Below are 23,095 nucleotides of genomic sequence, written 5' to 3' on the forward strand. Positions count from 1 at the left end.
GCTCCCCGTCCGCGCCATGCGCGCCCGCGCGGGAATGGCGCGGGCGTTCAGTCGGCGTGTACCGCCGTCACGAAATAGTCGAGCGCCTTGTTCTCGGAGAGCTTGAAGCCGTGCGCGGGCGAGAAGCTCATGCCCGTGACGTCGATCACCTTGAGCCCTGCCGCCTCGACGAGCGCGGTCAGTTCCTCGGGGGTCAGGAACTTGTCCCAGTCGTGCGTGCCGCGCGGGATCCGGCCGGTGCCTTCGGCAATCGTGATCAGCGCGAGGTGCGACAGGCTCGTGCGGTTGGGTGTGGAAAGGATCATTAGCCCGCCCGGCGCCAGCGAGCCCGCAAGCCCTTCCACGAACGCCTCTGCATCAGTCACATGCTCGAGCACCTCAAGCGAGGTGATGAGGTCGAAGCGCCGCCCGCCCAGCGTCTCGATGCCGCCTTGCTCATAGGCAACCGCCAGCCCTGACTGCGCGGCATGGTGGCGCGCGACCGCGACATTCTCCGCTGCCGCGTCTATCCCGATCACAGTCGCGCCCAGCCGCGCCAGCGGCTCGCAGAGCAGCCCCGCGCCGCAGCCCATGTCGAGCGCGGTCTTGCCGGCGAGCGGCCGCCGTTCATGCTCGTCGAGCTGCCAGTGCCAGTCGGCCATGTCGCGGAGATAGTGAAGCCGGACGGGATTCATCCGGTGGAGCATCGCGGAGGAGCCCTTCGGATCCCACCATTCCGCCGCCATTCGGCCGAAATGCGCGGCCTCTTTCGGATCGATCGTAGTTGCGTTTGACATGGCGCGACCCTATCAGGGCCGCGCCTTTTGACCAAAGGGCATTTCAGGGAATTTTCGGGAAGTCTCAATGGCCCGTATTGTAATGAAATTCGGCGGAACCTCGATGGCGGGCATCGAAAGGATTCGCAACGTCGCGCAGCGCGTAAAGCACGAGGTCGATGCGGGCAATGAAGTCGCGGTCGTCGTCTCGGCGATGGCGGGCGAGACCGACCGGCTGGTCAATTTCTGCCGTGAGGCGAGTTCGCTCTATGACACGCGCGAATATGACGTCGTGGTCGCAGCGGGCGAGCAGGTGACGAGCGGACTGCTCGCGATCACGCTCCAGGCGTTGGGCGTCCGCGCGCGCAGCTGGCTCGGCTGGCAGCTTCCCATCCGCACCAATGAGGCACATGCCTCGGCTCGCATCGAGACGATCGACACTGACGCGCTCATCGCCGCGATGCAGGGCGGGCAGGTCGCGGTCATTCCGGGTTTCCAGGGCATGGCTGAGGACGGCCGCGTCACGACACTGGGACGTGGCGGATCGGATACCTCGGCGGTCGCGGTGGCAGCTGCGGTCAGGGCTGATCGGTGCGACATCTACACCGATGTCGACGGCGTCTATACCACCGATCCGCGCATCGTGCCGCGCGCGCGCAAGCTGAAGAAGGTCACCTACGAGGAAATGCTCGAGCTTGCGAGCGTCGGCGCCAAGGTGCTCCAGACGCGCTCTGTCGGGCTCGCTATGAAGGAGAAGGTGCGCGTCCAGGTGCTCTCCTCCTTCGAGGATCCGACCGACGACGAACTGCCGGGGACGATGATCGTCGGCGATGACGAGATTGAGGAAAACGAAATGGAACGCCAACGCATCACCGGCATCGCGCTCGACAAGAACGAGGCCAAGATCACGCTGACCGACGTACCCGACCGGCCCGGCGCAGTCGCCGCGATTTTCGGTCCGCTCGCGGAAGCCAACATCAACGTCGACGTGATCGTCCAGAACGTCGCGCATGACGCGGGATCGACCGACGTCACCTTCACCGTGCCCGGCGCCGAGCTGGCGCGCGCGATCGACGCGCTTGAAAAGGCCAAAGGCGTGATCGGCTATGGCGAGCTCAAGCACGACACCAAGATCTGCAAGGTCTCGATCGTCGGCGTCGGCATGCGCAGCCATGCAGGCGTGGCCTCGACGATGTTCAAGGCGCTGGCGGACCGCGGCATCAACATCCAGGCGATCGCGACTTCGGAAATCAAGGTTTCGGTGCTGATCGAGGAGGATTATGCCGAGCTCGCGGTGCGCGTGCTGCACACCGCCTACGGTCTCGACGGCCCGGAGCCGCTTGAAGCATGAGCATCGGTCAGGAACGCCTCGCCCGCCGCATGGCGCGTGGCGCCGAATTCCTTGGTTGCGAAATCGCAATCCTCGGCGGCGCGATGAGCTGGATCTCGGAGCGCCACCTCGTCTCCGCGATCTCCGATGCTGGCGGCTTCGGCGTGATCGCGTGCGGCGCGATGAGCCCCGAACTGCTCGACACCGAGATTGCCGAGACCAAGAAGCGCACGACCGGGCCCTTCGGCGTCAACCTCATCACCATGCACCCGCAGCTGTTCGAGCTGATCGAGGTGTGCGCGAAGCACAATGTCAGCCACGTCGTGCTCGCGGGCGGCTTGCCGCCGGGGGGGGCGCTCGACGCAATCAAGGCGAGCGGCGCCAAGGTGATCTGCTTCGCGCCCGCGCTCGCGCTGGCGAAGAAGCTGATCCGTTCGGGCGTGGACGCGCTGGTGATCGAGGGCATGGAGGCGGGCGGCCATATCGGCCCCGTCTCGACCTCGGTTCTCGCGCAGGAAATGCTCCCCGAGATCGCCGAGCAGCTTCCCGTCTTCGTCGCGGGCGGCATCGGCAAGGGCCAGCTGATCGCGGGTTATCTCGAAATGGGTGCGGCGGGCGTCCAGCTCGGCACGCGTTTCGTCTGCGCCACCGAATGCATCGCGCATCCCAATTTCAAAAAGGCGTTCATTCGCGCCTCGGCGCGCGACGCGATCGCCAGCGTCCAGATCGACCCGCGCCTGCCTGTGATCCCGGTGCGCGCGCTCCGCAATGCCGAGATGGAGGCCTTTGCCGCCAAGCAGCGCCAGGTCGCGCAGATGCTCGACGACGGCAAGGTCGACATGAATGCCGCCCAGCTCGAGATCGAACATTACTGGGCGGGCGCGCTGCGTCGCGCGGTGATCGACGGCGATGTCGAAACGGGTTCGGTGATGGCGGGGCAGTCGGTGGGTATGGTCAAGGCCGAGGAGCCCGTGGCCGACATCATCGCGACACTGATGGCCGAGGCTGCCGAGGCTCTGGAGACGCGCACGCACTGAACTCCGGCCAGCCCCGGATCCTGCCGGGGCGCCGGTTTGCAGCCGGGGTCGAAAAAGCGTCGCGGAATCATGCAAGCATATTGGAAAGCGGGACCACTTTCTGATAGCGCTTCTTGTCGATGGCCTCATCCGCACCGACCACATCCGCTGTCGCTTCTGCGCGCGAAATCCTCACCCGCCTTCATGATGTGATGGCGGCGCGAACGGGGGCTCAGGCCAAGCTCAACCAGGTCGTCAACATCCTCGGCGAGGCGCTAGATTCCGAGGTCTGTTCGATCTACCTGCTGCGCGACGGCGTGCTCGAACTGTTCGCGACGCGCGGGCTGAAGCAGGAGGCGGTCCACGTCACCAAGCTGGCGTTCGGGGAAGGCCTGGTCGGAACGATCGCCGAGAATGTCGAGATGCTCAATCTCGACGAGGCCGCCAGCCATCCCGATTTCGCCTACAAGCCCGAGACCGGCGAGGAGCTCTTCCACAGCTTTGCGGGCGTACCGATCGTGCGCCGCGAGGAGGCCGTGGGCGTGCTCTCGATCCAGCATGCCGAGCCGCGCAAATATGACGAACTCGTGATCGAGGCGCTGCAGACCGTGGCGATGGTGCTGTCCGAGCTCATCGCCAATGCCGGGCTGATCGACGAGAGGGCGGCAGCCGCGGGGCGCGTCCACAACACCGATCCCGTCCGCCTCACGGGCCTGAAGCTCGTTGACGGCATGGCGCGGGGCTTTGCGGTCTATCACCAGCCACGCATCACGATCGAACACACCGTCGCCGAGGATGTCGAGGCGGAACGGCACAGGGTCTATTCGGCCTTCGACAAGATGCGCGAGCAGATCGACCGCATGGCGAGCCAGGCCGAGTTCGGCGGCGGCGAGCACCAGGAGGTGCTCGAGATGTACAAGATGTTCGCCTATGACGAGGGCTGGTCGCGCCGGATCAACGAGGCGATCGACAGCGGCCTGACCGCCGAGGCGGCGATCGAGCGCGTCCAGCAGCGCACCCGCATGCGGATGCGCCAGATCGACGATCCGCTGCTTGCGGACCGGATGCACGATCTGGAGGACCTGTCCAACCGGCTGCTCAGGATTGTCTCGGGCCAGCTGGGCTCGGCGGCACAGCTGGGACTCAGGCAAGACACAATCCTGATCGCGCGCAACCTTGGCCCCGCCGAACTGCTCGAATATGATCGCCGCCGTCTGAAGGGCGTGATCCTTGAGGAAGGGTCGTTGACCGCCCACGTCATCATCGTCGCGCGCGCGATGGGGGTCCCCGTGCTCGGCCGCGTCACCAATGTCCGCCGCACGATCGGTGAAGGCGATCTTGTCCTGCTCGATGCGAGCCAGAGTGCGGTTTTCGTCCGCCCCTCACCCTCGATGGAGGAGGCTTTCGAGGCCAAGCTCGATGTCAGCCAGAAACGCCGCGCCGCGTTCGCCGCACTGCGCAACGAGCCTTCGCTCACGAAGGACGGCGCGCATATCGCGCTGATGGTCAATGCGGGCTTGCGTGACGACGTCGCCGCGCTCGACACTACAGGCGCCGAGGGCATCGGGCTGTTCCGCACCGAATTCCAGTTCCTCGTCTCGGCGACGCTGCCGCAGCGCGAGCGTCAGCAACGGCTCTACCGCGACGTGCTCGAGGCCGCGGGCGACCGTCCCGTCATCTTCCGCACCGTCGATATCGGCGGAGACAAGGCGCTGCCCTATATGCGCCATGACGGCGAGGCCGAGGAGAACCCGGCAATGGGGTGGCGCGCGCTGCGCGTCGCGCTCGACCGCAACGGGCTGATGAAGGCGCAGGCGCGCGCGCTGCTCGAGGCCGCGGCGGGACGTACGCTTCACGTCATGTTCCCGATGGTCTCCGAGCCTTGGGAGTTCGAGGAAGCCAAGGCGTTGTTCGAGACGCAGCGGGACTGGGTCGCTTCGCGCGGCCGGATGCTGCCGAGTGCAATTCGCTACGGCGCGATGCTCGAGGTGCCCGCGCTCGCCGAGAGCCTGGACATATTGCTCCCCAAGATCGATTTCCTCTCGATCGGCACCAACGACCTGACCCAGTTCCTGTTCGCCGCCGATCGCGCGCATCCGAAGCTCGCCGAGCGTTATGACTGGCTTAGCCCCGCGATCCTGCGCTTCCTGCGCCGCGTCGTTACGCCGACAAAAGCGGCGGGCGTGCCCGTCGCGGTGTGCGGCGAAATGGGCGGGCGGGCGCTGGAGGCGATGGCGCTGATCGGGCTCGGCATCGAACGGCTGTCGATCACGCCGGCGGCGATCGGCCCGGTCAAGGCGATGCTGCGCTCGCTCGATCGTGGCGCGCTGCAGGCGGTGCTTTCGGGCTGGCTCGACACGCCCCCGCCCAACATGCGCACAGCGCTTGCGCAATGGGCGGCGCAGAACGGTGTAGAGGTCGCCTGAACGCCCGAAAAAAGCATGACAAAACCCCGCGCTACGCATTGACATTGCGCACACGCAAATGTGACATGTGTGTCCTGGGTCGAAAATCTGACAAGCTAAGGTGGGATGACGGATCAAAGCGAAGCCGAGGGGACATACGCATCCCCCAAAAGGGTTGGGGAGCGGCTTGCCGAGGCGCGCAAGGCCGCCAATCTTGATCTCGCCGACATCGCGACGCGCACGCGGATTCCGCAGCGCCATCTCGAGGCGATCGAGGAGGGGCGTTATAACGACCTTCCCGCCATCACTTATTGCTCCGGCTTTACAAAGGCTTATGCGCGCGCGCTCGGGCTGGACGAGGTCGCCTTTGCGCGCGATGTTCGTCATGAGCTCGAGGAGTATCGCGGCGTCACACACGAGCCCGAATATTTCGAACCTGCGGATCCCGCGCGCGTGCCGACGCGTGCGCTCGCCTGGACCGCGGTGGTGCTCGCGTTGCTGCTCGTCGGAGGATTCGTGATCTTCCGCGGCGGTTTGCTCGACGATTTTGGCGGGCGCGATCCCGACGCGATCGCGGCTGGCACCGAAGCGCTCGAGCCGCTGCCGGAGGAAAATGCTGGCCCCGCCAATGCCACTGCGCCCGCGCCTGCGGCGCCCGCCGCTGCCACAACAGGCCCCGTCGTGCTCACCGCGACGCAGGACGTCTGGCTGCGCATCTACGAGCCCGGCGGCAAGCGGCTGTTCGAAAAGACAATGAAAGTGGGCGAGACCTACCTGGTGCCCGAAGACGCGACCAATCCGCAGATCCTGACGGGCCGCCCCGACGCGCTGCGCGTCACCGTGGGCGGTCGCGAGGTCGCGCCGCTCGGTCCGCCCGAAAAGACGATCGCCGATGTCGGGGTCAGCGCGGCGGCGCTTGCCGCGCGAACTCCGGCTGCGGCTCCGGCCGGCACGTCGGGCACGGCGCCGGGGGCAGCCCCTGTTGCCCCCGCGCCCAACGCGCCCTCGGCATCGAACGCCCAGCTGCCTCCGGGCACGGCTCGGCCGTGACCTCGGCGCTGCTCCGGCCTTGAGGCGGGGGCCGCGCTGTCCCTATAAGGCGCCTGAACACATCACCCAATGAGCGGGACGAATATCATGCGTAGAACGCTGTTTCTGGCGATCCTTCTTGGCGGTATCGCCGCGCAGCCGCTTGCGGCACAGAATGCTGGCAATCTGGCACCGCGCGTCGACAAGCTCGAAAAGGAGATGAAGGCGGTCCAGCGCAAGGTCTTTCCCGGCGGCGCGACCGGCTACTTCGAACCCGAAATCGCGCCGCAGACGCAGGCCGTCGATCCCGCGGGCGAGCCCGCCTCGACCCCGATCGCCGACCTCACCGCGCGCGTGAACGCGCTCGAGACCGAGTTGCGATCGCTGACCGAACAGTCCGAGCAGAATGCGTTCAAGGTCCGCCAGCTCGAAGACGCGATGGTCAAGTACAAGGGCGAGGTCGACGCACGGCTGCAGGCGCTCGAGGGCGGCGCGGCACCCGCCACGCCCGACGGCGGCACAACATCGACGGGGACGGTCAAGCCGCCTGTCGCCACACCCACCGCGCCCGCGCTGACCACCGAGCGCGCGGCCGCGCTCGATGCGATCGGCAAGCCGTCGACGGGCGAGGCGGGTGAAGACGCCTATCTCTACGGCTATCGGCTGTGGGAAGCGAAATTCTATCCGCAGGCGCAGGCGCAGCTGAAGGCGTTCATCGCGAAATATCCCAAGCACAAGCGGGTCAGCTATGCACAGAACCTGCTTGGTCGCGCCTATCTCGACGAGGGCAAGCCCGCGCTCGCCGCAACCGCCTTTTACGACAATTACCAGAAGCTACCGAAAGGCGAGCGCGCGCCCGACAGCCTCTATTATCTGGGCGTCTCGCTGACGCGTCTCAAAAAGACCGCCGACGCATGCAAGGTTTTCGAGGAATTCGATCAGGTCTTTGGCGCGACCGCGTCGGCCGGCCTTAAGGCGCAGGTCGCCAGGAGCAAGGCCGAGGCGAAGTGCAAGGCGTAGCCGCAATGAGGCCGTTCGCGCTTTCGCGGGAATGACGGTAAGGGAGGCGAATGGCCGTCTCGCCCGAAACCCTTGAGCGCTTCCTCAAAGGCATTCCCGCGCTCAGTGCGGATGCGCGTGTCGGCGTCGCGGTCTCGGGCGGGCCCGACAGCCTTGCGCTGCTGCTGCTCGCTGAGGCCGCCTGGCCTGGCCGCGTCCGCGCGGCGACGGTCGATCATGGCTTGCGACCCGAATCCGCCGCCGAGGCACGCTGGGTGGCCGATCTCTGTGCGACGCGCGGAATCGCGCACACCACGCTGACGCCCGAAATACCGATCACGGGTTCGCTGCAGGCCGAGGCAAGGCGTGCGCGCTATGCGCTGCTCGAGGCGTGGCGGATCGACAGGGGTGCGACCTGGATCATGACCGCGCACCATGCCGATGATCAGGCCGAAACGCTGCTGATGCGCCTGAACCGCGGGGCGGGGGTCGGCGGGCTCGCGGGAATCCGCGCGATCAACGGCGCGATCGTGCGTCCGCTGCTCGGCTGGCGCCGCGTCGAGCTCCAGGCGATCGTCGATGCGGCGGGACTGACCGCGCTGCGCGATCCCTCCAATGAGGATCTGCGCTTCGATCGTGCGCGCTTCCGCCGCCACCTCGCCGATGCTCCGTGGATTGACGCGCAAGCGCTCGCAAAGAGCGCCGCCAATCTCGCCGATGCCGAATCCGCGCTCGGCTGGATGACGGAACGGCTCGCCGCCGAACGCATCGTCGAGACCGGCGACGCGCTCACGCTCGATCCGCGCGATTTGCCCGCCGAGTTCGTCCGCCGCTTGCTACGGATCGCCCTCGCGCGGCTTGAGCGCGATGTCGCGCCGTCGGGCCCCGAACTTGACCGCGCGCTGGCCGAAATGGCACATTCGCGTCAGGTCAGCCTTGGCAACCTGCTTGTGCAGGGCGGCGCAATCTGGCGGATTCATCGCGCTCCGCCGCGTCGCGCGGGCATTTGAACCCGCCACCCGCAGAAATGCACGGGGTTGCATTGTCTTTAAGCATTCGCGCCCTATTTTAGTCGGGTACGAATCTATCCGGACACCCTGATGAACGACGACGACAACAAGCAGCCCGAATCCAACCCCTGGATGAAGAGCCTCCTGATCTGGGTAGGCATTCTGGTCGGACTCGCGCTGTTCGTGGCAATGTTCGACGGTCGCACGCGCGCCGCGGCGGCGGACGGCATCTCCTATTCGGAATTCCTCCAGCGCGTCGATGAAGGCACCGTCAAGAAGGTCGAGATCGCGGGCGACGTCGTCTCGGGCACGCTCTCGAACGACAAGGCGTTCCGCACCTACGCGCCCAATGATCCCATGCTGATCGAGCGTCTGAAGGAAAAGGGCGTCAACTTCGCGGCCAAGCCCGAGGAACAGCCCTCGATCTGGCTCGTCATCCTCTATCAGTCGCTGCCCTTCATCCTGATCATCGGCATCGCCTTCTTCATCATGCGGCAGATGCAGAAAAATGCGGGTTCGGGCGCGATGGGCTTCGGCAAGTCGCGCGCGCGCATGCTCACGCAGAAGGAAGGCCGCGTGACCTTTGACGATGTCGCGGGCATCGACGAGGCGCGCGAGGAGCTGCAGGAAATCGTCGACTTCCTCAAGGATCCGACCAAGTTCGCGCGCCTCGGCGGCAAGATCCCCAAGGGCGCGCTGCTCGTGGGTTCGCCGGGTACCGGCAAGACGCTGCTCGCCCGCGCGATCGCGGGTGAGGCGGGCGTGCCCTTCTTCACCATTTCGGGTTCGGACTTCGTCGAGATGTTCGTCGGCGTCGGCGCGTCCCGGGTCAGGGACATGTTCGAACAGGCCAAGAAGAACGCGCCGTGCATCGTCTTCATCGATGAGATCGACGCCGTCGGCCGTCACCGGGGTGCGGGCCTCGGCAATGGCAATGACGAGCGCGAGCAGACGCTCAACCAGCTCCTCGTCGAGATGGACGGCTTCGAGGCCAATGAAGGCATCATCATCATCGCGGCAACCAACCGCCCCGATGTGCTCGATCCCGCGCTGCTGCGTCCGGGCCGCTTCGACCGCCAGGTCGTCGTGCCGCGCCCCGATATCGACGGCCGCGTGAAGATCCTCGAAGTCCACATGAAGAAGGTGCCGCTGGCGCCCGACGTCAGCGCGCGCACGATCGCGCGCGGGACGCCCGGCTTCTCGGGCGCCGACCTCGCCAATCTCGTCAACGAGGCCGCGCTGCTCGCGGCGCGCAAGGGCAAGCGCCTCGTCGCCATGTCCGAGTTCGAGGAGGCCAAGGACAAGGTCATGATGGGCGCCGAGCGCAAGTCGATGGTCATGACCGAGGACGAAAAGAAGGCTACCGCCTATCACGAGGCGGGCCATGCGCTTGTCTCGCTCCATGTGCCGGGCTGCGATCCGCTCCATAAGGTCACGATCATCCCGCGCGGCCGCGCGCTGGGCGTAACCTGGAACCTGCCCGATCGCGACCGCTATTCGATGTCGATGAAGCAGATGAAGGCCAAGCTCGCGCTTTGCTTCGGTGGCCGCATCGCCGAGCAGCTCATCTACGGCGAGGATTCGCTCAACACCGGCGCTTCCAACGACATCCAGCAGGCGACCGACATGGCGCGCGCGATGGTCATGGAATATGGCATGAGCGAGAAGCTCGGCTGGCTGCGCTATCGCGACAATCAGGACGAGGTGTTCCTCGGCCATTCGGTGTCGCGCAGCCAGCACATGTCGGAGCAGACCGCGCGCCTGATCGACGAGGAGGTCCGCCGCCTTGTCGAGGAAGGCGAGTCCGTTGCGCGTCAGGTGCTCACCGACAATCTCCACGAGCTCCATCGTCTTGCCGAGGCGCTGCTCGAGTACGAGACGCTGTCGGGCGAGGAATCCAAGCGCGCGATCGCGGGTGACGATATCGGCCGCAACGACGGCAACGCCCACAAGCCCGCTTCGCTGGGTACGGGCGGCTCATCCATCCCCAAGACGCGGCGGCCCAGCGGCGGCTTTGGCGGTCCGGCGCCGCAGGGCGCCTGACGCGTGCACCTGGGGGGATTGCTGGCGCTGCTGCTTCTGCAGGCGGCGCCGGCGGCACCTGTACCGGTTTCGGCTGACCGCAGCGTCGCCGATTTCCTGGCGCGCGCCCAAGCGGTGAGGAGGCTCGGCGACGCTGCCTCGACCTCTCCCGAATTTGCGGCGATCAAGGCCGAGGTGGCGGCGGTCACGCGCTCATATCGTGCCGATCTCGCACGCCAGCGTGCCGCCGGCCAGTCGCCGCACAGCTGCCCACCCGATCGTTCGGGGCTGACGTCGTCCAATCTGATGGCCGAACTCAACCAGGTCCCGGTGGAGCTGCGCGCGACGACGACCGTCAAGTCGGTCTATTACGCCATGATGAAGAAGCGCTATCCCTGCCCGTTCCCGTGATGGTGCAAGCGCGAAGGGGGGAATGGATGCCCATCTATTGCGACGAAAGCGGCGGAACATCGGCAGGCGCGATGGTCTTCGCCGGGGTATCGATCGAAGCCGACGCCGCCGACGCGCTCCTCAAGCGCTTCAAGGCGGTCACCGGCATCCGCGGCGAGATGAAGGGCAGCCGTATCTCGCTGGTCGAGCGCGGCCTGTTCTGCGAATTGCTCGCGCGCTTCGGCGGGCGCGCGATCGTCGCGCAGCTCCGCGCCGACCGTATTCCCGGGGTGCCGGGCGAGAAGGATCGCGATCTCAAGGCCTATGCCGCGTTGCTCGAGGATGTGGTTTCGGCATGGCTGCCCGAAACCGCGGGCTGTGCCGAAGTGATCATCGACGACGGGCGCTACGACGCCGCCACGCTTGGCCTTGTGCGCCAGGACATCGCCGCGCTGCTCGGTACCTGCGGTCGCGCGCGGCTCGAGGACAGCCGCCGCTCGGCTGGCGTGCAGATCGCCGACGTCATCGCCAACTCGGTCTTCAATCTGGCGATCTCCTCCGAGCGCGCCGAACGCATTCGCCGCATCCTCGCGCCCTTCATGGCGGACGGCATTGTCCGTCTGCGGACGCTGGGATGAAGGTTTCGTGAAATTTTTTTGACGCAATGCGGAACCCGTCTCGGGCTCACCCGTTCTGTACCTGCTCGATCGAAAGAAAGAGCGATATGACTGGCTCCGACCTTTACGGAAAGAGCCGTCTAGGGAGCCCCGCCGCGAAAGCGACGGGGCTTACCTGTTTTCAGGGCCGATCGATCCAACGCCTTTTGCGCACACAGCCTGGCGGAGGAAACGCGCGGCGTTCCCCCATTCACTAGGCTTGGCTCATCGGGATTCGGGGGCGGCGAAACGGCTGGCGAGGTGATCGCGCACCGAAGGATGCAGTGGGTGGACGAAGGAACAGCCGTAAACATCGCGCTCGCGCCATTCGACCACCGATTCGAGCCCGCCAAGTCCGGGCAGCGTCACGAAGATCCGCGACCCGACCTGGAGCGCGGCCGTCGTGACGAGCCGGAACCCGGTAGCCGACAGATCGGTCAGATCCGCGGCAAGCCGATGTGTGGACTGTTCGCGCACGCCCGCATGTATCCTGACGCTGACGCGCTCGACGCGGCGCGCATCATGATCCGTGGCGGGCGTCATCCGATCGATCGGGGGCATGTTTCGAACCCTCCTGCAATCCCGAATCCTCATGCACCAGACAGGGTTTAAGAAGCGTAAGCGGCCATGGTGAATCACGGTCGCCGGCGGCCGATCAGCGGCGCGCGTGCTTCGCTTGCCATGAACGCACCGCGGCCAGCGTGTTTTTGACATGGTGCTGGGGCGACAGGTCCGAATGGACATAGATGATCTTGCCATCGGGTGCGATCACATAGGAGGTGCGGTTCGACAGGTTGGGACGCTTGTCGAAAACGACGTCATAGGCCTTGATCGTCGCGGAGCTCGCCGCCGCCACCGCGAACTTGTCACGGCACGCCTCGCGAGAGAAGCGGTTGAGCGTGTCGATATTGTCGGCCGAAATGCCGATCACGGTCGCGCCCGCCTTGCGGAAGTCTTCGGTTGCCTCGGCAAATTCATGCGCCTCGATCGTGCAGCCCTGGGTGAAGGCGGCGGGATAGAAATAGAGGACGACGGGCCCCTTCTTCAGCGCGCTGGCGAGGCTGAAGGAAAACGGCTTGCCCGCAAGCGATGCCTGGGTGTCGATGGCCGGCGCCTTGGCCCCCACGGGCAACGCGGCAAGGGCGGAGAGCGGCGTAGCCGCAAAACAGGTCAGCGCGAACGCGGCAAGCGGGGTCCTCATGGCACGATATCCTTGGCGATTGGGTTTCACGCCAGTCTAATGCGCGATCGTGCGATGGGAAAGCGGCGTGCGCCTCCGATGAAAGCGAAAACCGGATTCGATGTTACGGGCGCCGCGAGGGCAACCGCATTTCGCTTGCCGACCCGGCCGTCGAGCGTGGGGCGGCCGGGTTGATCACGATCGGTCAGCCTTCGCTGGCGAGCCAGCCCACCAGCAGATAGGCGAGGATGGCGACGGGGCCGAGCGCGAATACCGTCGCGAGCACCAGCGCGATCCGGACGATCATGACATCGATGCCGCTCGACCGGGCGAAGCCGGCGCAGACGCCCATGATCCTCGCATTGCCTTTGTCGAGCGCGTAAGGAACGTACATTGTGTGCAATCCCTGTTCTTGTGTGTAGTGGTCAGCGCACGGTCTGGGCGGCGGTGACGGCTTCAGCGGGAACGACGGCGGTGCCGACGAACACGGTTGCGAGCAGAAGCGCACCGAAAACCGAAAGGGTCGCACGCTGCAGATTTTCAAAATTGACGGTCATTGTCTTGGTCCCTGTATCGCTTCGTCCGACCATCGAACGAAGATGCATCCGGGATTGCAGAAAGCGTGCCAATTGCGATTTCCGGTGAAAAACCGTGATATCGTAAAAAGTCGTAAGGTGTTAAATCCCAATTATTAGTGCAATTTACCGTCTTTGCGAAAAATCTGCCTTCAGCGCGCCGACATCGGCGCGGAGCAAAATCGAGATCGGTGTGCATCAGTGCCATCGGCGCGGCCGGCCGATGCCCCTGTTCGTGCGCGGCGGCGGGCGCTAAGAACGGGCTTTCAAACCGGAAGAGTCGCCCGCAATGCTTGATACGCCCGTTTCCGCCGTCCCGCCGCTTTCGCTCCTGCAGGATCAGCGCGATCCCGAGGGCTTCGCGCGCGACTTCGGCGCTTCGTTCGAGCGCTACGGCTTTGCGGTGATCGCTGATCACGGGATCGATCAGGCGCTGATCGATCGCGCCTGGGCGCAGACCAAGGCATTCTTCGACCAGCCGCTCGATTACAAAAAGCAGTTCCATGTGCCCGGCCAGGGCGGCGCACGCGGATACACACCCTTTGGGCTTGAGATCGCCAAGGACGCCAGCCAGCACGACCTCAAGGAATTCTGGCATGTCGGCCGCGACCTGCCCGAAGGTCATCGCTATCGCGCGACGATGCCCGACAATCTCTGGCCCGACCGGCCCGAGGGCTTTCGCGAGACCTTCACCACGCTTTTCGCGGAGTTCGACCGTGTCGGCGCACGCTTGCTGTCGGCGATCGCGCGCCATCTGCGGCTGGCGCCCGACTGGTTTGTCGATCCCGTCGAAAACGGCAACAGTGTGCTGCGCCTCCTGCACTATCCGCCGGTATCGCCCGATGCACCCGGTGTCCGCGCGGGGGCGCACGAGGACATCAACCTGATCACGCTGCTGCTGGGCGCCGAGGAAGCGGGGCTGCAACTGCTCGACCGCGACGGCCGCTGGCTGCCGATCGCGCCGCCCGAAGGTGCGATGGTGGTCAATGTTGGCGACATGCTCCAGCGGCTGACCAACCATGTGCTGCCCTCGACCACGCATCGCGTCGTCAACCCGCCCGTCGAGCGCCGCGGCGTGCCGCGCTATTCGATGCCCTTCTTCCTCCATCTGCGACCCGATTTCGAGATCAGGACGCTGCCAGGCTGCATCAGCGCGGAGCGACCCGATCGCTATCCCCAATCGATCACCGCGGACGAATACCTGTTCCAGCGTCTGCGCGAGATCGGCCTGATCAAATAGTCCCGCGCACAGCGTACAGCGCGCATTTCGTCCGATTTCGGACAGGTACGTTTGTCGACGGAATTCTCGTTCCGGTCGAATGACGCGCGCGAAACGATCCCGAACCCCCGATTGAGCGCAAACGCTATCGGGGAGGGATATTGTGCGAGGGGATAGTCGCCGCGGATCGCGACGTAGCGGGATTGTCATGGGGCTGTGCGGCGTTGCGCTCGTCACGCCCGCGCAGCTTAGCGCGCAGGACGCAGAAGCACAGGCCGCGCCACCCGTCGCGGCGCCTGCCAATGGGAAGCAGGTCTATGCCGCCGCCGATTTTGCGCGTTTTGCGCCCAAATCGGCGCTCGACATGGTGCGCGAGATTCCGGGATTCGCGATCCGGGCAAGCGATGACGATCGCCGTGGCTTCGGCCAGGCCACGGGCAATATCCTGATCGACGGCAAGCGCATTTCGGGCAAGACCAATGATACCGAGGCCGCACTCGGCCGGATCAACGCGCGCGATGTCGTGCGTATCGAGATCGTCGAGGGTGCCACGCTCAACGTGCCCGGCCTTTCGGGGCAGGTCGCCAACATCATCACCTCGGTCGACGGTCTCAGCGGCAATTTCCGCTGGAGCCCGCAATTCCGGACGCGCCAGACCGAGCCGCGCCTGCTGGATGGCGAAATTTCGGTGACGGGGCGCAGCGGTGTGCTCGACTACACGCTCAGCCTCGGTAACACCTCGCAACGGCTCGGCAACAATGGCCCCGAATTCGCGCTCGACGGCAATGGCGCGCTGGCGGACCTGCGTGACGAAACGCTCAACTGGTATGAAGATACGCCCCGCGCCGCGGCGACGCTCAAATACCAGACCGCGGGCGGATCGATCGCCAATCTCAACCTGGCTTATGAGCGGTTCATATTCTCCGCCCACGAAGAATCGCTGCGCAGCTTTCCCGGCACCGTCGATCGCCAGCGCGATTTCCGCGACCGCGAGCGTGAATGGAATTACGAGGTCGGGGGTGACTATGATTTCGCGCTCGCGGGCGGCCGCCTCAAGCTGATCGGCCTGCGGCGGTTCGAACGCAGCCCACAGCGACAGAGCGTCGTCACCACCTTCGCCGACGGCCGGCCCGCAACGGGCACGCAGTTCAATCGCGATACCGATGAGGGCGAATCGATCCTGCGCGGCGAGTATCGCTGGCGCGGCGGCGATGCCGACTGGCAGTTGGCGGGCGAGGGCGCGATCAACACGCTCGATACCGTCGCTGCGCTTGCGGAACTCGATGCGGCGGGCGTGTTCCGGCCCGTGCCCTTGCCCGGGGCCACGCTGGAGATCGAGGAGAAGCGTGCCGACCTCGCGCTGAGCTATGGCCGCGCGATCGCGTCCGGGCTGACGCTTCAGAGCTCGATCGGTGCCGAATATTCGCGCCTCGCCCAGAGCGGCGATAACGGGCTGACGCGCACCTTCTACCGCCCCAAGGGCTTCGTGTCGCTTGCTTGGAAAGCGAGCCCGCGGCTCGATGTCAGCGCGCGGATCGAACGCGCGGTCGGCCAGCTCAACTTCTACGATTTCGCGGCCTCGGTGAATGTCAGCGGCGGGACGCAGAACAGCGCCAACCCCAATCTCCGCCCGCCGCAGAGTTGGGATGGCGAGGTCGAGCTCACCCGCAGCCTCGGCGCCTATGGCTCGATCAAGGCGCGGGCCTATGCGCGGCTGATCAGCGACGTTGTCGCGCAGATACCGATTGACGACTCCGGGGAGGCGCCCGGCAACCTCGATCGCGCGACGGTCATCGGCCTTGACTGGAACAGCACCTTCAACCTCGATCCGCTCGGCTGGAAGGGCGCCAAGCTCGATCTGGACCTGTCGTTCAGGCGCAGTCGGCTGCGCGATCCACTGACGGGCGAGAAGCGGCCGATCAGCGAGGATCTGGCGCATGAGCTCATCGCGAATTTCCGCCACGACGTTCCCGATACCGATTGGGCCTGGGGGGTCGAATTCAGCCACTATCGGCAGACCGCGGGCTTCCGCCTCGATCAGTATCTGCGCTTCCTCACCGCACCCGCCGACCTCGGCGTTTTCGTCGAACACAAGGATCTGGCGGGGCTAACGCTGCGCGCCGGCGTGTCCAATCTGCTCGATTCCGACGAGCGCCTGTACCGCTACATCTATGACGGGCGGCGGACGGGCCCGCTGTCGGTCTATGAGGAGCGGTCGCGCACCTGGGGACCGATCTTCAGCTTCACCCTGCGCGGCAGCGTCTGATGTGCGCGATCAACCGTGCGCGGGCGCGATGACGCCCTGTTCGGTCAGGTAGCGCAGCACCTTCTTGCGGAACTTGGGCGAGTAGAAATACTGGCTGAGGATCGCGTCGGGCTCAGCGGACTTCACCTTGCGGCTCGCGATGATCCGCTTCCAGTGCTGCCGCGCCCTTGCCTGGTCACCGCGCTGCGCACTGGCGATCAGCCGAACCAGCTCATATTGCGCGGACATGCCCTGGCCGGGCGGCCGGATCGTGTCGGCAATGCGAAGAGCGTCGTCGTTGCGGCCATGCTCGATCAGCGACAGCAACTGCGCCACGGTGTAGAAAGGCGGCAGTTCGTTGTCGAGCATGCGCGCGCTGTCGAGCAAAGCCCCCGCATCGGGATCGTCGCACTGATAGAGCAGGAAGCCGAGCAGCCCGAGATTTTCCGGATCATAGGCGTTGAGCGCGATCGCGCGATTGGCGATATCCTTGCCACGGCCGCACTGGCCCGCGATGAAGGCCGCGCGCGCGTCGGCAACCTGCGCGTCGGCATTATAGGGGTCGGCGGCAACCGCCCGGCGCGCCAACTCGGCGCCGCGCTGGTGCGAGGCCGCGGTGCCCCCGCCGATCGAGAAATCGAACTCGAGGAAAGACGCCGCCGCCAGCGCGGTCGCGTTCAGCGGTTCGCGCCGGATCGCGTCGGCGACGCAACCGCGGACGCGCGGGCGCAGCGCGGGATCGCGATCGCGGAAGTAGAGGTCGAAATCGAGCATGCACGCATAGGTCGAGCGCTCGCCGTTCGGGCGCTGGGCACGCTGGTCGGTCGCGATCACGCCAAAGGCATTGATCAGAGTCGAGACAACCGGGGTCATGACGGAGCGAAGCGAGCTGTCATCGTCGGGAAGCGGCACCATCTCCGACCATAGCTGCGCGCCCTGATCGAGATCCCACAAGGTCAGGAACAGTCGCCGCCCGCTAAAGCCTGGGCCGGCGTTGACCTGACCGGTCAGGCGATAGCTGGGGCGTACGGCGTGGCTGTTTTGCCTGTTGGTTTCGGGCGTCGTGACGCGCACGACCCAGGACCGGTGCAGCGCGACGCCCAGCACAGCCTCGACGCGGCGTGCAAGTGCGACGGCCTCGGGGCTCCCGACCGAGGAAATCCGCCGGATCTCCAGCACGGGGGTAGGTTGCGGTTCACGTCTCGCACCTGCGCTGATCCACCACGCCGCGGCGACCGACGCGGTGATCAGCATCAGCGCGACCATCCCGACGATCAGGCGCGTTCGCGTCAGCACCCCGCGCCACGGCACCGCGGGGCGCTCCGCGCCACGGGGTGGGGCGGCCGCGTCGGTCGCGGGAAGCGCGCCGCCATGCCCGCTGTCGTCGGACGCCCTTCCCGGCGCCTCATTTTCGGCCTGGCTGAAATGGACGCGATAGCCGCCGGGCTTTATGTGCAGCCGCACGCCATCGCTCGACGGCGCCTGGGCGTAATAGCTGTCGAGCATCTTGCGGAGCCGGCCAACCTGGACGCGCGGATAGCTGTCGGATTGCGAATCGAAATCGGGATCGCGGCCGAGCCCGTCGACCGCGACCGCATAGGCTTTGAGCTCGTCGCCGCCGCCCGCCAGCGTCGTGCGCACCAGAAAGGCGAGCAGCCGTCGCATCACCGGCGAGCGCTCGAATTCGGCCGACTGGAAGATCGCCTCGAGCTCGGACAGGATTCGCCCATGGGCAAGCCCGTCGCTCGACGCCTTTGCATCAAGCGTCATCGCTGATCCCCAACGCCCGCTGTCGCCCCAATTCTGCTCGATCCTTCATGTAACGGTTAATTGGTTTGTCCTGCCACGTTACATGCGTTCGCTTATCACGGGTTACGGGACGTGCCGAATGAAATCGCAACCATATCCAACATTATCGCCAGTTGACGCGGAATCCGCCGTTGCAGACCGCGCGTGCAGCGGCGCTTCAACACCGTACTGGGGCGATCGTCTGATATATAATACACTGTGAAAAAACGATTTTACTGGATTAGTGGATCAGTGCCAAAACATGGACGGCAGGGTGTCCATGCGGTGGGCAACTGCGCCGACCGCCACTCCCCCGACGATCGCGCCGCCACCGCACCATCCCATCGGCGTGCGCACGTAACGCTTTGAGACGGTCTGAAACTCCCGGCCGCATCGGCCATATGGGACAAACATTGTCGGTCGGAGGGCGTATTTTCTTCGGTCCGGTATCGAACTCCCGCGCGTCAGCGGTGGCAGGCGTTTCTGGTCACGTCTGCAGCCCAGCGGGTGGGTCGCGATGCTGATGCGCGTGGTTGCGCGACGCTGCAATGCCAAGCCCGATCCCCACAGGGCGATGTGCAGCTTGCGGCCGCGATCGTACCTGAGCCGGCGGCGGCAATCCCCACATTTTTCCGCCGCCGGTTCAGGAGATCGCCTGACAGCCCTGTCAGGCCGTGCCCCCATGATCGTCACGCGCCTTGGCGGTTGGCGCTGCGCGCCGCACCCCCTAGATTGAGGCAATGCCACCGATTGCTGACAGCACGCTTCCCGCCACTGGCTTCGCGCCACTGAGGCGCTTCCTTCCCTATCTCTGGCCCGCGCGCGACCCCGCGCTGAGGATGCGTGTCGTCGTGGCGCTGTTGCTCGTGCTCGTCGCCAAGGGCGCGACGCTCGCAATGCCTTTTGCGTACAAGGCAGCTGTCGACCGGATGGCCCCGGGCATGGAGCCAGCGGTCGCGCTCGCGGTCGCGCTGGTGATCGCCTATGCCGCGGCGCGTTTCGGCGGGGTATTGTTCGACAATCTGCGCAATGCGATTTTCGAGCGCGTCGGCCAGGACGCAACGCGCCGCCTGTCGGCCAATGTCTTCGAGCATCTCCACGGGCTGTCGCTGCGCTTCCATCTTGAACGCCGCACCGGCGCGGTGACCAAGGTGGTCGAGCGCGGGACCAAGAGTATCGACGTGATGCTCTATTTCCTGCTCTTCAACATCGCGCCGACGGTGATCGAACTGACCGCGGTCGTGGTGATCTTTCAGATCAAGTTCGGCTTCGGGCTGGTCGCGGCGACGCTGGCGATGGTCATTGCCTATATCTGGTTCACGCGCGCGGTGACCGACTGGCGCGCCAAGCTGCGCGAGCAGATGAACGATCTCGACACCGGTGCGGTCGCGCGCGCGGTGGATTCGCTGCTCAATTACGAGACCGTGAAGTATTTCAACGCCGAGGCGCTCGAGGCGCAGCGCTATGGCCGCGCGGTGCAGGCCTATGCCAATGCCGCGGTGAAGAACGAGACCTCGCTCGCCATCCTCAATGTCGGCCAGTCGCTGATCACCAACCTGATGATGGCGGGCGCGATGGCCTATACCGTCTGGGGCTGGAGCACCGGCCGCTTCACCACGGGCGACGTGGTGCTGGTCAATACGCTGCTCGCGCAGCTCTTCCGGCCGCTGGACCTGCTCGGCATGGTCTATCGCACCGTGCGTCAGGGACTGATCGACATGGATGCGATGTTTTCGCTGGTCGACACCGCGGCCGAGGTCACCGACGCACCCGGCGCCCCGAAACTGCTGGTCACCGAGGGACGGCTGGCCTTCGAAAATGTCTCCTTCGCCTATGATCCCGAACGCCCGATCCTGAAGGGCGTCAGCTTCGAGGTCGCACCCGGCGGCACGCTCGCGGTGGTCGGCCCATCGGGGGCGGGCAAGTCGACGCTCGCACGGCTGCTCTTCCGCTTCTACGACGTGACGGGCGGGCGCATCCTGATCGACGGGCAGGATGTTGCCCAGGTCACGCAACGCTCGCTGCGCGCCGAGATCGGGATCGTTCCGCAGGACACCGTGCTGTTCAACGACACGATCGGGTACAATATCGGCTATGGCCGCGACGGCGCGATCCAGGCGGAGATCGAGGCGGCGGCGCGCGGGGCCTCGATCGCGCATTTCATCGAGAGCTTGCCCGATGGCTATGCCGCCAAGGTCGGCGAGCGCGGCCTGAAGCTCTCGGGCGGCGAGAAGCAGCGCGTCGCGATCGCGCGCACCTTGCTCAAGAACCCGCCGATCCTGATCCTCGACGAAGCGACGAGCGCGCTCGACAGCCGCACCGAGGCCGAGATCCAGTCCACCCTGAGCGCGGTCGCGGCGAAGCGCACGACGATCGTCATCGCGCACCGCCTGTCGACCGTCGTCGATGCCGACGAGATCGTCGTGCTTGAGGCGGGGCGCGTCGTCGAGCGCGGCACGCACCGGGCGCTGTTGCGCAAGAAAGGGCTCTACGCCGAAATGTGGGCGCGCCAGGCCTCCGAGCGCGAGATGGAAGAGGCGTGAGCGTCGAACGGGTCGCTTTCACCCGGTTGCAGCCATTAGGGACGATCCCTACCTTCATTCCTGAACGACCGGTCAGGTCGACCAGCGCGTCAATATGCCGGGAATCGAACCGGCGAACATTGTGGTGATTCGCCGAACGGAGAGCCGCCATCGTCGTTGCGATCCATGGGACCAACACGCATGACCCTACGAAAAATTTGGAAGAACGTTCTCGGCGGTGCCGCCGTCACCACCGCAGTCGTCGGCTGCTTTGCGGCGGGCAATGCCTATCACGAAGCCGCAGGAAAACCGCAGCTGACTCTCAATTCGCTTGCGATCGCGGCGCTGGGCGGCGCGACCGAAAATCCTCTTTCCTCGCTTCCGCAAGGGGCTCAGTGGCTCAACACCAAGCCGCTTACCGCAGCGGATCTGCGCGGCAAGGTCGTGCTGGTGAACTTCTGGACCTATTCGTGCATCAACTCACTGCGCCCGCTTCCCTATCTCCGCGCCTGGGCCGAAAGATACGGCAAGCAAGGGCTCGTGGTGATCGGGGTGCACGCGCCCGAATTCGGTTTCGAGCATGATCCTGATCGCGTCCGGCAGGCGACCACGACACACGCGATCACCTATCCTGTGGTGCAGGACAACAGCTTCGGCATCTGGCGGGGCTTCAACAATCAGGCCTGGCCCGCCTTTTACTTCATCGATGCCAGGGGCAAGGTTCACGCGCCCAAGTTCGGCGAAGGCGACTACGCCGAATCCGAAAGGCTGATCCAGCAGCTGCTCGCCGAAGCGGGCGCAGACACCGCGAATGCATCGATCTCGCATGTCGAAGGCGAGGGAATCGAGGCAGCGCCCGACTGGGCTGACCTGCGCACACCGGAGACATATGTTGGGTATCGCCAGGCCGAGCGCTTCGTTTCCGATGGCGGTGCGAAAAAAGATGCCTCCAAATTCTATCAGCCCGTGTCGACGCTGACCCTCAATCAGTGGAGCCTTGGGGGACAGTGGACGATTGGCGGAGAGTCGGCAGCCCTCGACGCGGCATCGGGCACCATCCGATTCCGCTTTCATGCGCGGGATCTCCACCTCGTCATGGGCAACGCACCGGACGGTCGGCCGATCAGATTTCGGGTCACGATCGACGGCGCGGCGCCCGGCGCTGACCATGGCGTCGACATCGATCCCAGTGGGTTGGGAGAGGTGCGGGAAGACCGGCTCTACCAGCTGGTGCGTCAGGGTGGCCCGGTCGGGGATCGGACGTTCCAGATCGAGTTCCTCGATCCGGGTGTCAAAGCCTATTCCTTCACATTCGGCTAACCCGAGTGGGCACCAGCGACAAAAGTGTGCTTTCTCCTGCTGATAGGCCTGTATCCGTCTGCGCTGCTGGATGGGCTGCGGGGGCGCCTCGGCGCATGTGAACGAGCGTGATGGTCGGGAAAACGTCCGGAGGATCGAAAAGGATCGCGGGGAAGGCTGCAGCCAGGGACGGCCGTGCGAAACGGGTGCTCCTCTCGGGCGGCAACCCCCAAATCGCGAAGGGTGACGGTGACGCCCCCGTACAGGCCTATATCGCGGCGATGCCCGGCTGGAAAAGCGATGTCGGGCGCCGCCTCGATGCGCTCATCGAGCGCACCGTGCCGGGCGTGCGCAAGGCGGTCAAATGGAACTCGCCGCTATACGGAACGGAGGGGCAAGGCTGGTTCCTCGGCGTGCATTGCTTCACCAGCTACATCAAGGTGGCGTTCTTTCGCGGCGCCGCCCTGCAACCCTTGCCTCCGGTCGAATCCAAGGACCAGCATACGCGCTACTTCCATATTCACGAGAACGAGCCGATCGACGAAGAACTCGTGGCGGGCTGGATCAGGCAGGCTTCGGAACTGCCGGGCTGGATCCCGTAGCGGATGCAACGGTTCCCAGGTTTGGCCTGGCAGGCACGAGAGCAGTGGAGAGA

At 65.5% G+C, this 23,095-nt stretch carries 20 protein-coding genes; 14 read left to right on the forward strand and 6 right to left on the reverse strand.

Annotated elements, in window-relative coordinates:
• Window positions 1–47: 47 nt before the first annotated feature.
• A complete protein-coding gene (ubiG, locus tag AC3WJD_RS08630) occupies window positions 48–776 on the reverse strand; it encodes a bifunctional 2-polyprenyl-6-hydroxyphenol methylase/3-demethylubiquinol 3-O-methyltransferase UbiG (RefSeq protein ID WP_492746195.1) in 729 nt (242 codons plus the stop codon).
• Window positions 777–843: 67 nt separating this feature from the next.
• Between ubiG and AC3WJD_RS08635 the strand changes: the two genes are divergently transcribed.
• From AC3WJD_RS08635 to AC3WJD_RS08675, 9 genes are all read left to right on the forward strand, one after another.
• Entirely contained in the window at window positions 844–2,106 is a 1,263-nt protein-coding gene (locus AC3WJD_RS08635) for an aspartate kinase (RefSeq protein WP_492746196.1), read from the forward strand.
• On the forward strand, window positions 2,103–3,122 hold the full coding sequence (locus AC3WJD_RS08640) for an NAD(P)H-dependent flavin oxidoreductase (RefSeq protein WP_492746197.1): 1,020 nt from the start codon (window positions 2,103–2,105) through the stop codon (window positions 3,120–3,122). The genes AC3WJD_RS08635 and AC3WJD_RS08640 overlap by 4 nt, the downstream gene beginning before the upstream one ends.
• Before the next feature lie 191 nt (window positions 3,123–3,313).
• The gene (gene ptsP / locus AC3WJD_RS08645) at window positions 3,314–5,527 is read left to right on the forward strand and encodes a phosphoenolpyruvate--protein phosphotransferase (protein WP_492746198.1); all 2,214 of its coding nucleotides are present in this window, start codon (window positions 3,314–3,316) and stop codon (window positions 5,525–5,527) included.
• A gap of 105 nt (window positions 5,528–5,632) precedes the next feature.
• Window positions 5,633–6,556 carry a helix-turn-helix domain-containing protein gene (locus AC3WJD_RS08650; protein WP_492746199.1) on the forward strand — a complete coding sequence of 308 codons (924 nt, stop codon included), beginning with the start codon at window positions 5,633–5,635 and terminating at the stop codon, window positions 6,554–6,556.
• An 87-nt stretch (window positions 6,557–6,643) separates the two neighbouring features.
• On the forward strand, window positions 6,644–7,555 hold the full coding sequence (locus AC3WJD_RS08655) for a tetratricopeptide repeat protein (RefSeq protein WP_492746200.1): 912 nt from the start codon (window positions 6,644–6,646) through the stop codon (window positions 7,553–7,555).
• Between the two features lie 50 nt (window positions 7,556–7,605).
• Window positions 7,606–8,544, forward strand: coding sequence for a tRNA lysidine(34) synthetase TilS (gene tilS, locus AC3WJD_RS08660; RefSeq protein WP_492746201.1), 939 nt, complete (start codon window positions 7,606–7,608; stop codon window positions 8,542–8,544).
• 90 nt (window positions 8,545–8,634) lie between these two features.
• Window positions 8,635–10,587 carry an ATP-dependent zinc metalloprotease FtsH gene (gene ftsH / locus AC3WJD_RS08665; RefSeq protein WP_492746202.1) on the forward strand — a complete coding sequence of 651 codons (1,953 nt, stop codon included), beginning with the start codon at window positions 8,635–8,637 and terminating at the stop codon, window positions 10,585–10,587.
• A 3-nt stretch (window positions 10,588–10,590) separates the two neighbouring features.
• Entirely contained in the window at window positions 10,591–10,977 is a 387-nt protein-coding gene (locus tag AC3WJD_RS08670; protein WP_492746203.1) for a hypothetical protein, read from the forward strand.
• A gap of 26 nt (window positions 10,978–11,003) precedes the next feature.
• Entirely contained in the window at window positions 11,004–11,594 is a 591-nt protein-coding gene (locus tag AC3WJD_RS08675) for a DUF3800 domain-containing protein (protein ID WP_492746204.1), read from the forward strand.
• A 243-nt stretch (window positions 11,595–11,837) separates the two neighbouring features.
• On the opposite strand, the gene AC3WJD_RS08680 is transcribed toward AC3WJD_RS08675, so the two are convergent.
• The 4 genes from AC3WJD_RS08680 to AC3WJD_RS08695 form a co-directional block, all read right to left on the reverse strand.
• The gene (locus tag AC3WJD_RS08680) at window positions 11,838–12,173 is read right to left on the reverse strand and encodes a PilZ domain-containing protein (RefSeq protein WP_492746205.1); all 336 of its coding nucleotides are present in this window, start codon (window positions 12,171–12,173) and stop codon (window positions 11,838–11,840) included.
• A 94-nt stretch (window positions 12,174–12,267) separates the two neighbouring features.
• Window positions 12,268–12,813 carry a peroxiredoxin gene (locus AC3WJD_RS08685; RefSeq protein WP_492746206.1) on the reverse strand — a complete coding sequence of 182 codons (546 nt, stop codon included), beginning with the start codon at window positions 12,811–12,813 and terminating at the stop codon, window positions 12,268–12,270.
• A gap of 184 nt (window positions 12,814–12,997) precedes the next feature.
• Complete coding sequence (locus AC3WJD_RS08690) at window positions 12,998–13,186, reverse strand: PspC domain-containing protein (protein WP_492746207.1); 189 nt, start codon at window positions 13,184–13,186, stop codon at window positions 12,998–13,000.
• 31 nt (window positions 13,187–13,217) lie between these two features.
• The gene (locus tag AC3WJD_RS08695; protein ID WP_492746208.1) at window positions 13,218–13,349 is read right to left on the reverse strand and encodes a hypothetical protein; all 132 of its coding nucleotides are present in this window, start codon (window positions 13,347–13,349) and stop codon (window positions 13,218–13,220) included.
• A 307-nt stretch (window positions 13,350–13,656) separates the two neighbouring features.
• On the opposite strand from AC3WJD_RS08695, the gene AC3WJD_RS08700 reads away from it, so the two are divergent.
• On the forward strand, window positions 13,657–14,607 hold the full coding sequence (locus AC3WJD_RS08700) for an isopenicillin N synthase family dioxygenase (RefSeq protein WP_492746209.1): 951 nt from the start codon (window positions 13,657–13,659) through the stop codon (window positions 14,605–14,607).
• 187 nt (window positions 14,608–14,794) lie between these two features.
• Window positions 14,795–16,852 (forward strand): TonB-dependent receptor plug domain-containing protein, encoded by a 2,058-nt coding sequence (locus AC3WJD_RS08705; RefSeq protein WP_492746210.1) that lies wholly within the window; start codon window positions 14,795–14,797, stop codon window positions 16,850–16,852.
• Window positions 16,853–16,861: 9 nt separating this feature from the next.
• On the opposite strand, the gene AC3WJD_RS08710 is transcribed toward AC3WJD_RS08705, so the two are convergent.
• Entirely contained in the window at window positions 16,862–18,601 is a 1,740-nt protein-coding gene (locus AC3WJD_RS08710; RefSeq protein WP_492746211.1) for a tetratricopeptide repeat protein, read from the reverse strand.
• A gap of 758 nt (window positions 18,602–19,359) precedes the next feature.
• On the opposite strand from AC3WJD_RS08710, the gene AC3WJD_RS08715 reads away from it, so the two are divergent.
• The 3 genes from AC3WJD_RS08715 (at window position 19,360) to AC3WJD_RS08725 (ending at window position 23,042) form a co-directional block, all read left to right on the forward strand.
• On the forward strand, window positions 19,360–21,162 hold the full coding sequence (locus tag AC3WJD_RS08715; RefSeq protein ID WP_492746212.1) for an ABCB family ABC transporter ATP-binding protein/permease: 1,803 nt from the start codon (window positions 19,360–19,362) through the stop codon (window positions 21,160–21,162).
• A 180-nt stretch (window positions 21,163–21,342) separates the two neighbouring features.
• Window positions 21,343–22,461 (forward strand): thioredoxin family protein, encoded by a 1,119-nt coding sequence (locus AC3WJD_RS08720; protein ID WP_492746213.1) that lies wholly within the window; start codon window positions 21,343–21,345, stop codon window positions 22,459–22,461.
• Between the two features lie 185 nt (window positions 22,462–22,646).
• Window positions 22,647–23,042 (forward strand): DUF1801 domain-containing protein, encoded by a 396-nt coding sequence (locus AC3WJD_RS08725; protein ID WP_492746214.1) that lies wholly within the window; start codon window positions 22,647–22,649, stop codon window positions 23,040–23,042.
• The last annotated feature ends 53 nt before the right edge of the window (window positions 23,043–23,095 follow it).

Source organism: Sphingobium sp. FW306-1B-F04DB (assembly GCF_058781925.1).

What these genes read in the sequence shown, in the direction of transcription:
- ubiG (WP_492746195.1), bottom strand. Translation starts at nt 776, where the DNA reads ATGTCAAACGCAACTACGATCGATCCGAAAGAGGCCGCGCATTTCGGC.
- AC3WJD_RS08635 (WP_492746196.1), top strand. Translation starts at nt 844, where the DNA reads ATGGCCCGTATTGTAATGAAATTCGGCGGAACCTCGATGGCGGGCATC.
- AC3WJD_RS08640 (WP_492746197.1), top strand. Translation starts at nt 2,103, where the DNA reads ATGAGCATCGGTCAGGAACGCCTCGCCCGCCGCATGGCGCGTGGCGCC.
- ptsP (WP_492746198.1), top strand. Translation starts at nt 3,314, where the DNA reads ATGGCGGCGCGAACGGGGGCTCAGGCCAAGCTCAACCAGGTCGTCAAC.
- AC3WJD_RS08650 (WP_492746199.1), top strand. Translation starts at nt 5,633, where the DNA reads ATGACGGATCAAAGCGAAGCCGAGGGGACATACGCATCCCCCAAAAGG.
- AC3WJD_RS08655 (WP_492746200.1), top strand. Translation starts at nt 6,644, where the DNA reads ATGCGTAGAACGCTGTTTCTGGCGATCCTTCTTGGCGGTATCGCCGCG.
- tilS (WP_492746201.1), top strand. Translation starts at nt 7,606, where the DNA reads ATGGCCGTCTCGCCCGAAACCCTTGAGCGCTTCCTCAAAGGCATTCCC.
- ftsH (WP_492746202.1), top strand. Translation starts at nt 8,635, where the DNA reads ATGAACGACGACGACAACAAGCAGCCCGAATCCAACCCCTGGATGAAG.
- AC3WJD_RS08675 (WP_492746204.1), top strand. Translation starts at nt 11,004, where the DNA reads ATGCCCATCTATTGCGACGAAAGCGGCGGAACATCGGCAGGCGCGATG.
- AC3WJD_RS08680 (WP_492746205.1), bottom strand. Translation starts at nt 12,173, where the DNA reads ATGCCCCCGATCGATCGGATGACGCCCGCCACGGATCATGATGCGCGC.
- AC3WJD_RS08685 (WP_492746206.1), bottom strand. Translation starts at nt 12,813, where the DNA reads ATGAGGACCCCGCTTGCCGCGTTCGCGCTGACCTGTTTTGCGGCTACG.
- AC3WJD_RS08690 (WP_492746207.1), bottom strand. Translation starts at nt 13,186, where the DNA reads ATGTACGTTCCTTACGCGCTCGACAAAGGCAATGCGAGGATCATGGGC.
- AC3WJD_RS08695 (WP_492746208.1), bottom strand. Translation starts at nt 13,349, where the DNA reads ATGACCGTCAATTTTGAAAATCTGCAGCGTGCGACCCTTTCGGTTTTC.
- AC3WJD_RS08700 (WP_492746209.1), top strand. Translation starts at nt 13,657, where the DNA reads ATGCTTGATACGCCCGTTTCCGCCGTCCCGCCGCTTTCGCTCCTGCAG.
- AC3WJD_RS08705 (WP_492746210.1), top strand. Translation starts at nt 14,795, where the DNA reads ATGGGGCTGTGCGGCGTTGCGCTCGTCACGCCCGCGCAGCTTAGCGCG.
- AC3WJD_RS08710 (WP_492746211.1), bottom strand. Translation starts at nt 18,601, where the DNA reads ATGACGCTTGATGCAAAGGCGTCGAGCGACGGGCTTGCCCATGGGCGA.
- AC3WJD_RS08715 (WP_492746212.1), top strand. Translation starts at nt 19,360, where the DNA reads ATGCCACCGATTGCTGACAGCACGCTTCCCGCCACTGGCTTCGCGCCA.
- AC3WJD_RS08720 (WP_492746213.1), top strand. Translation starts at nt 21,343, where the DNA reads ATGACCCTACGAAAAATTTGGAAGAACGTTCTCGGCGGTGCCGCCGTC.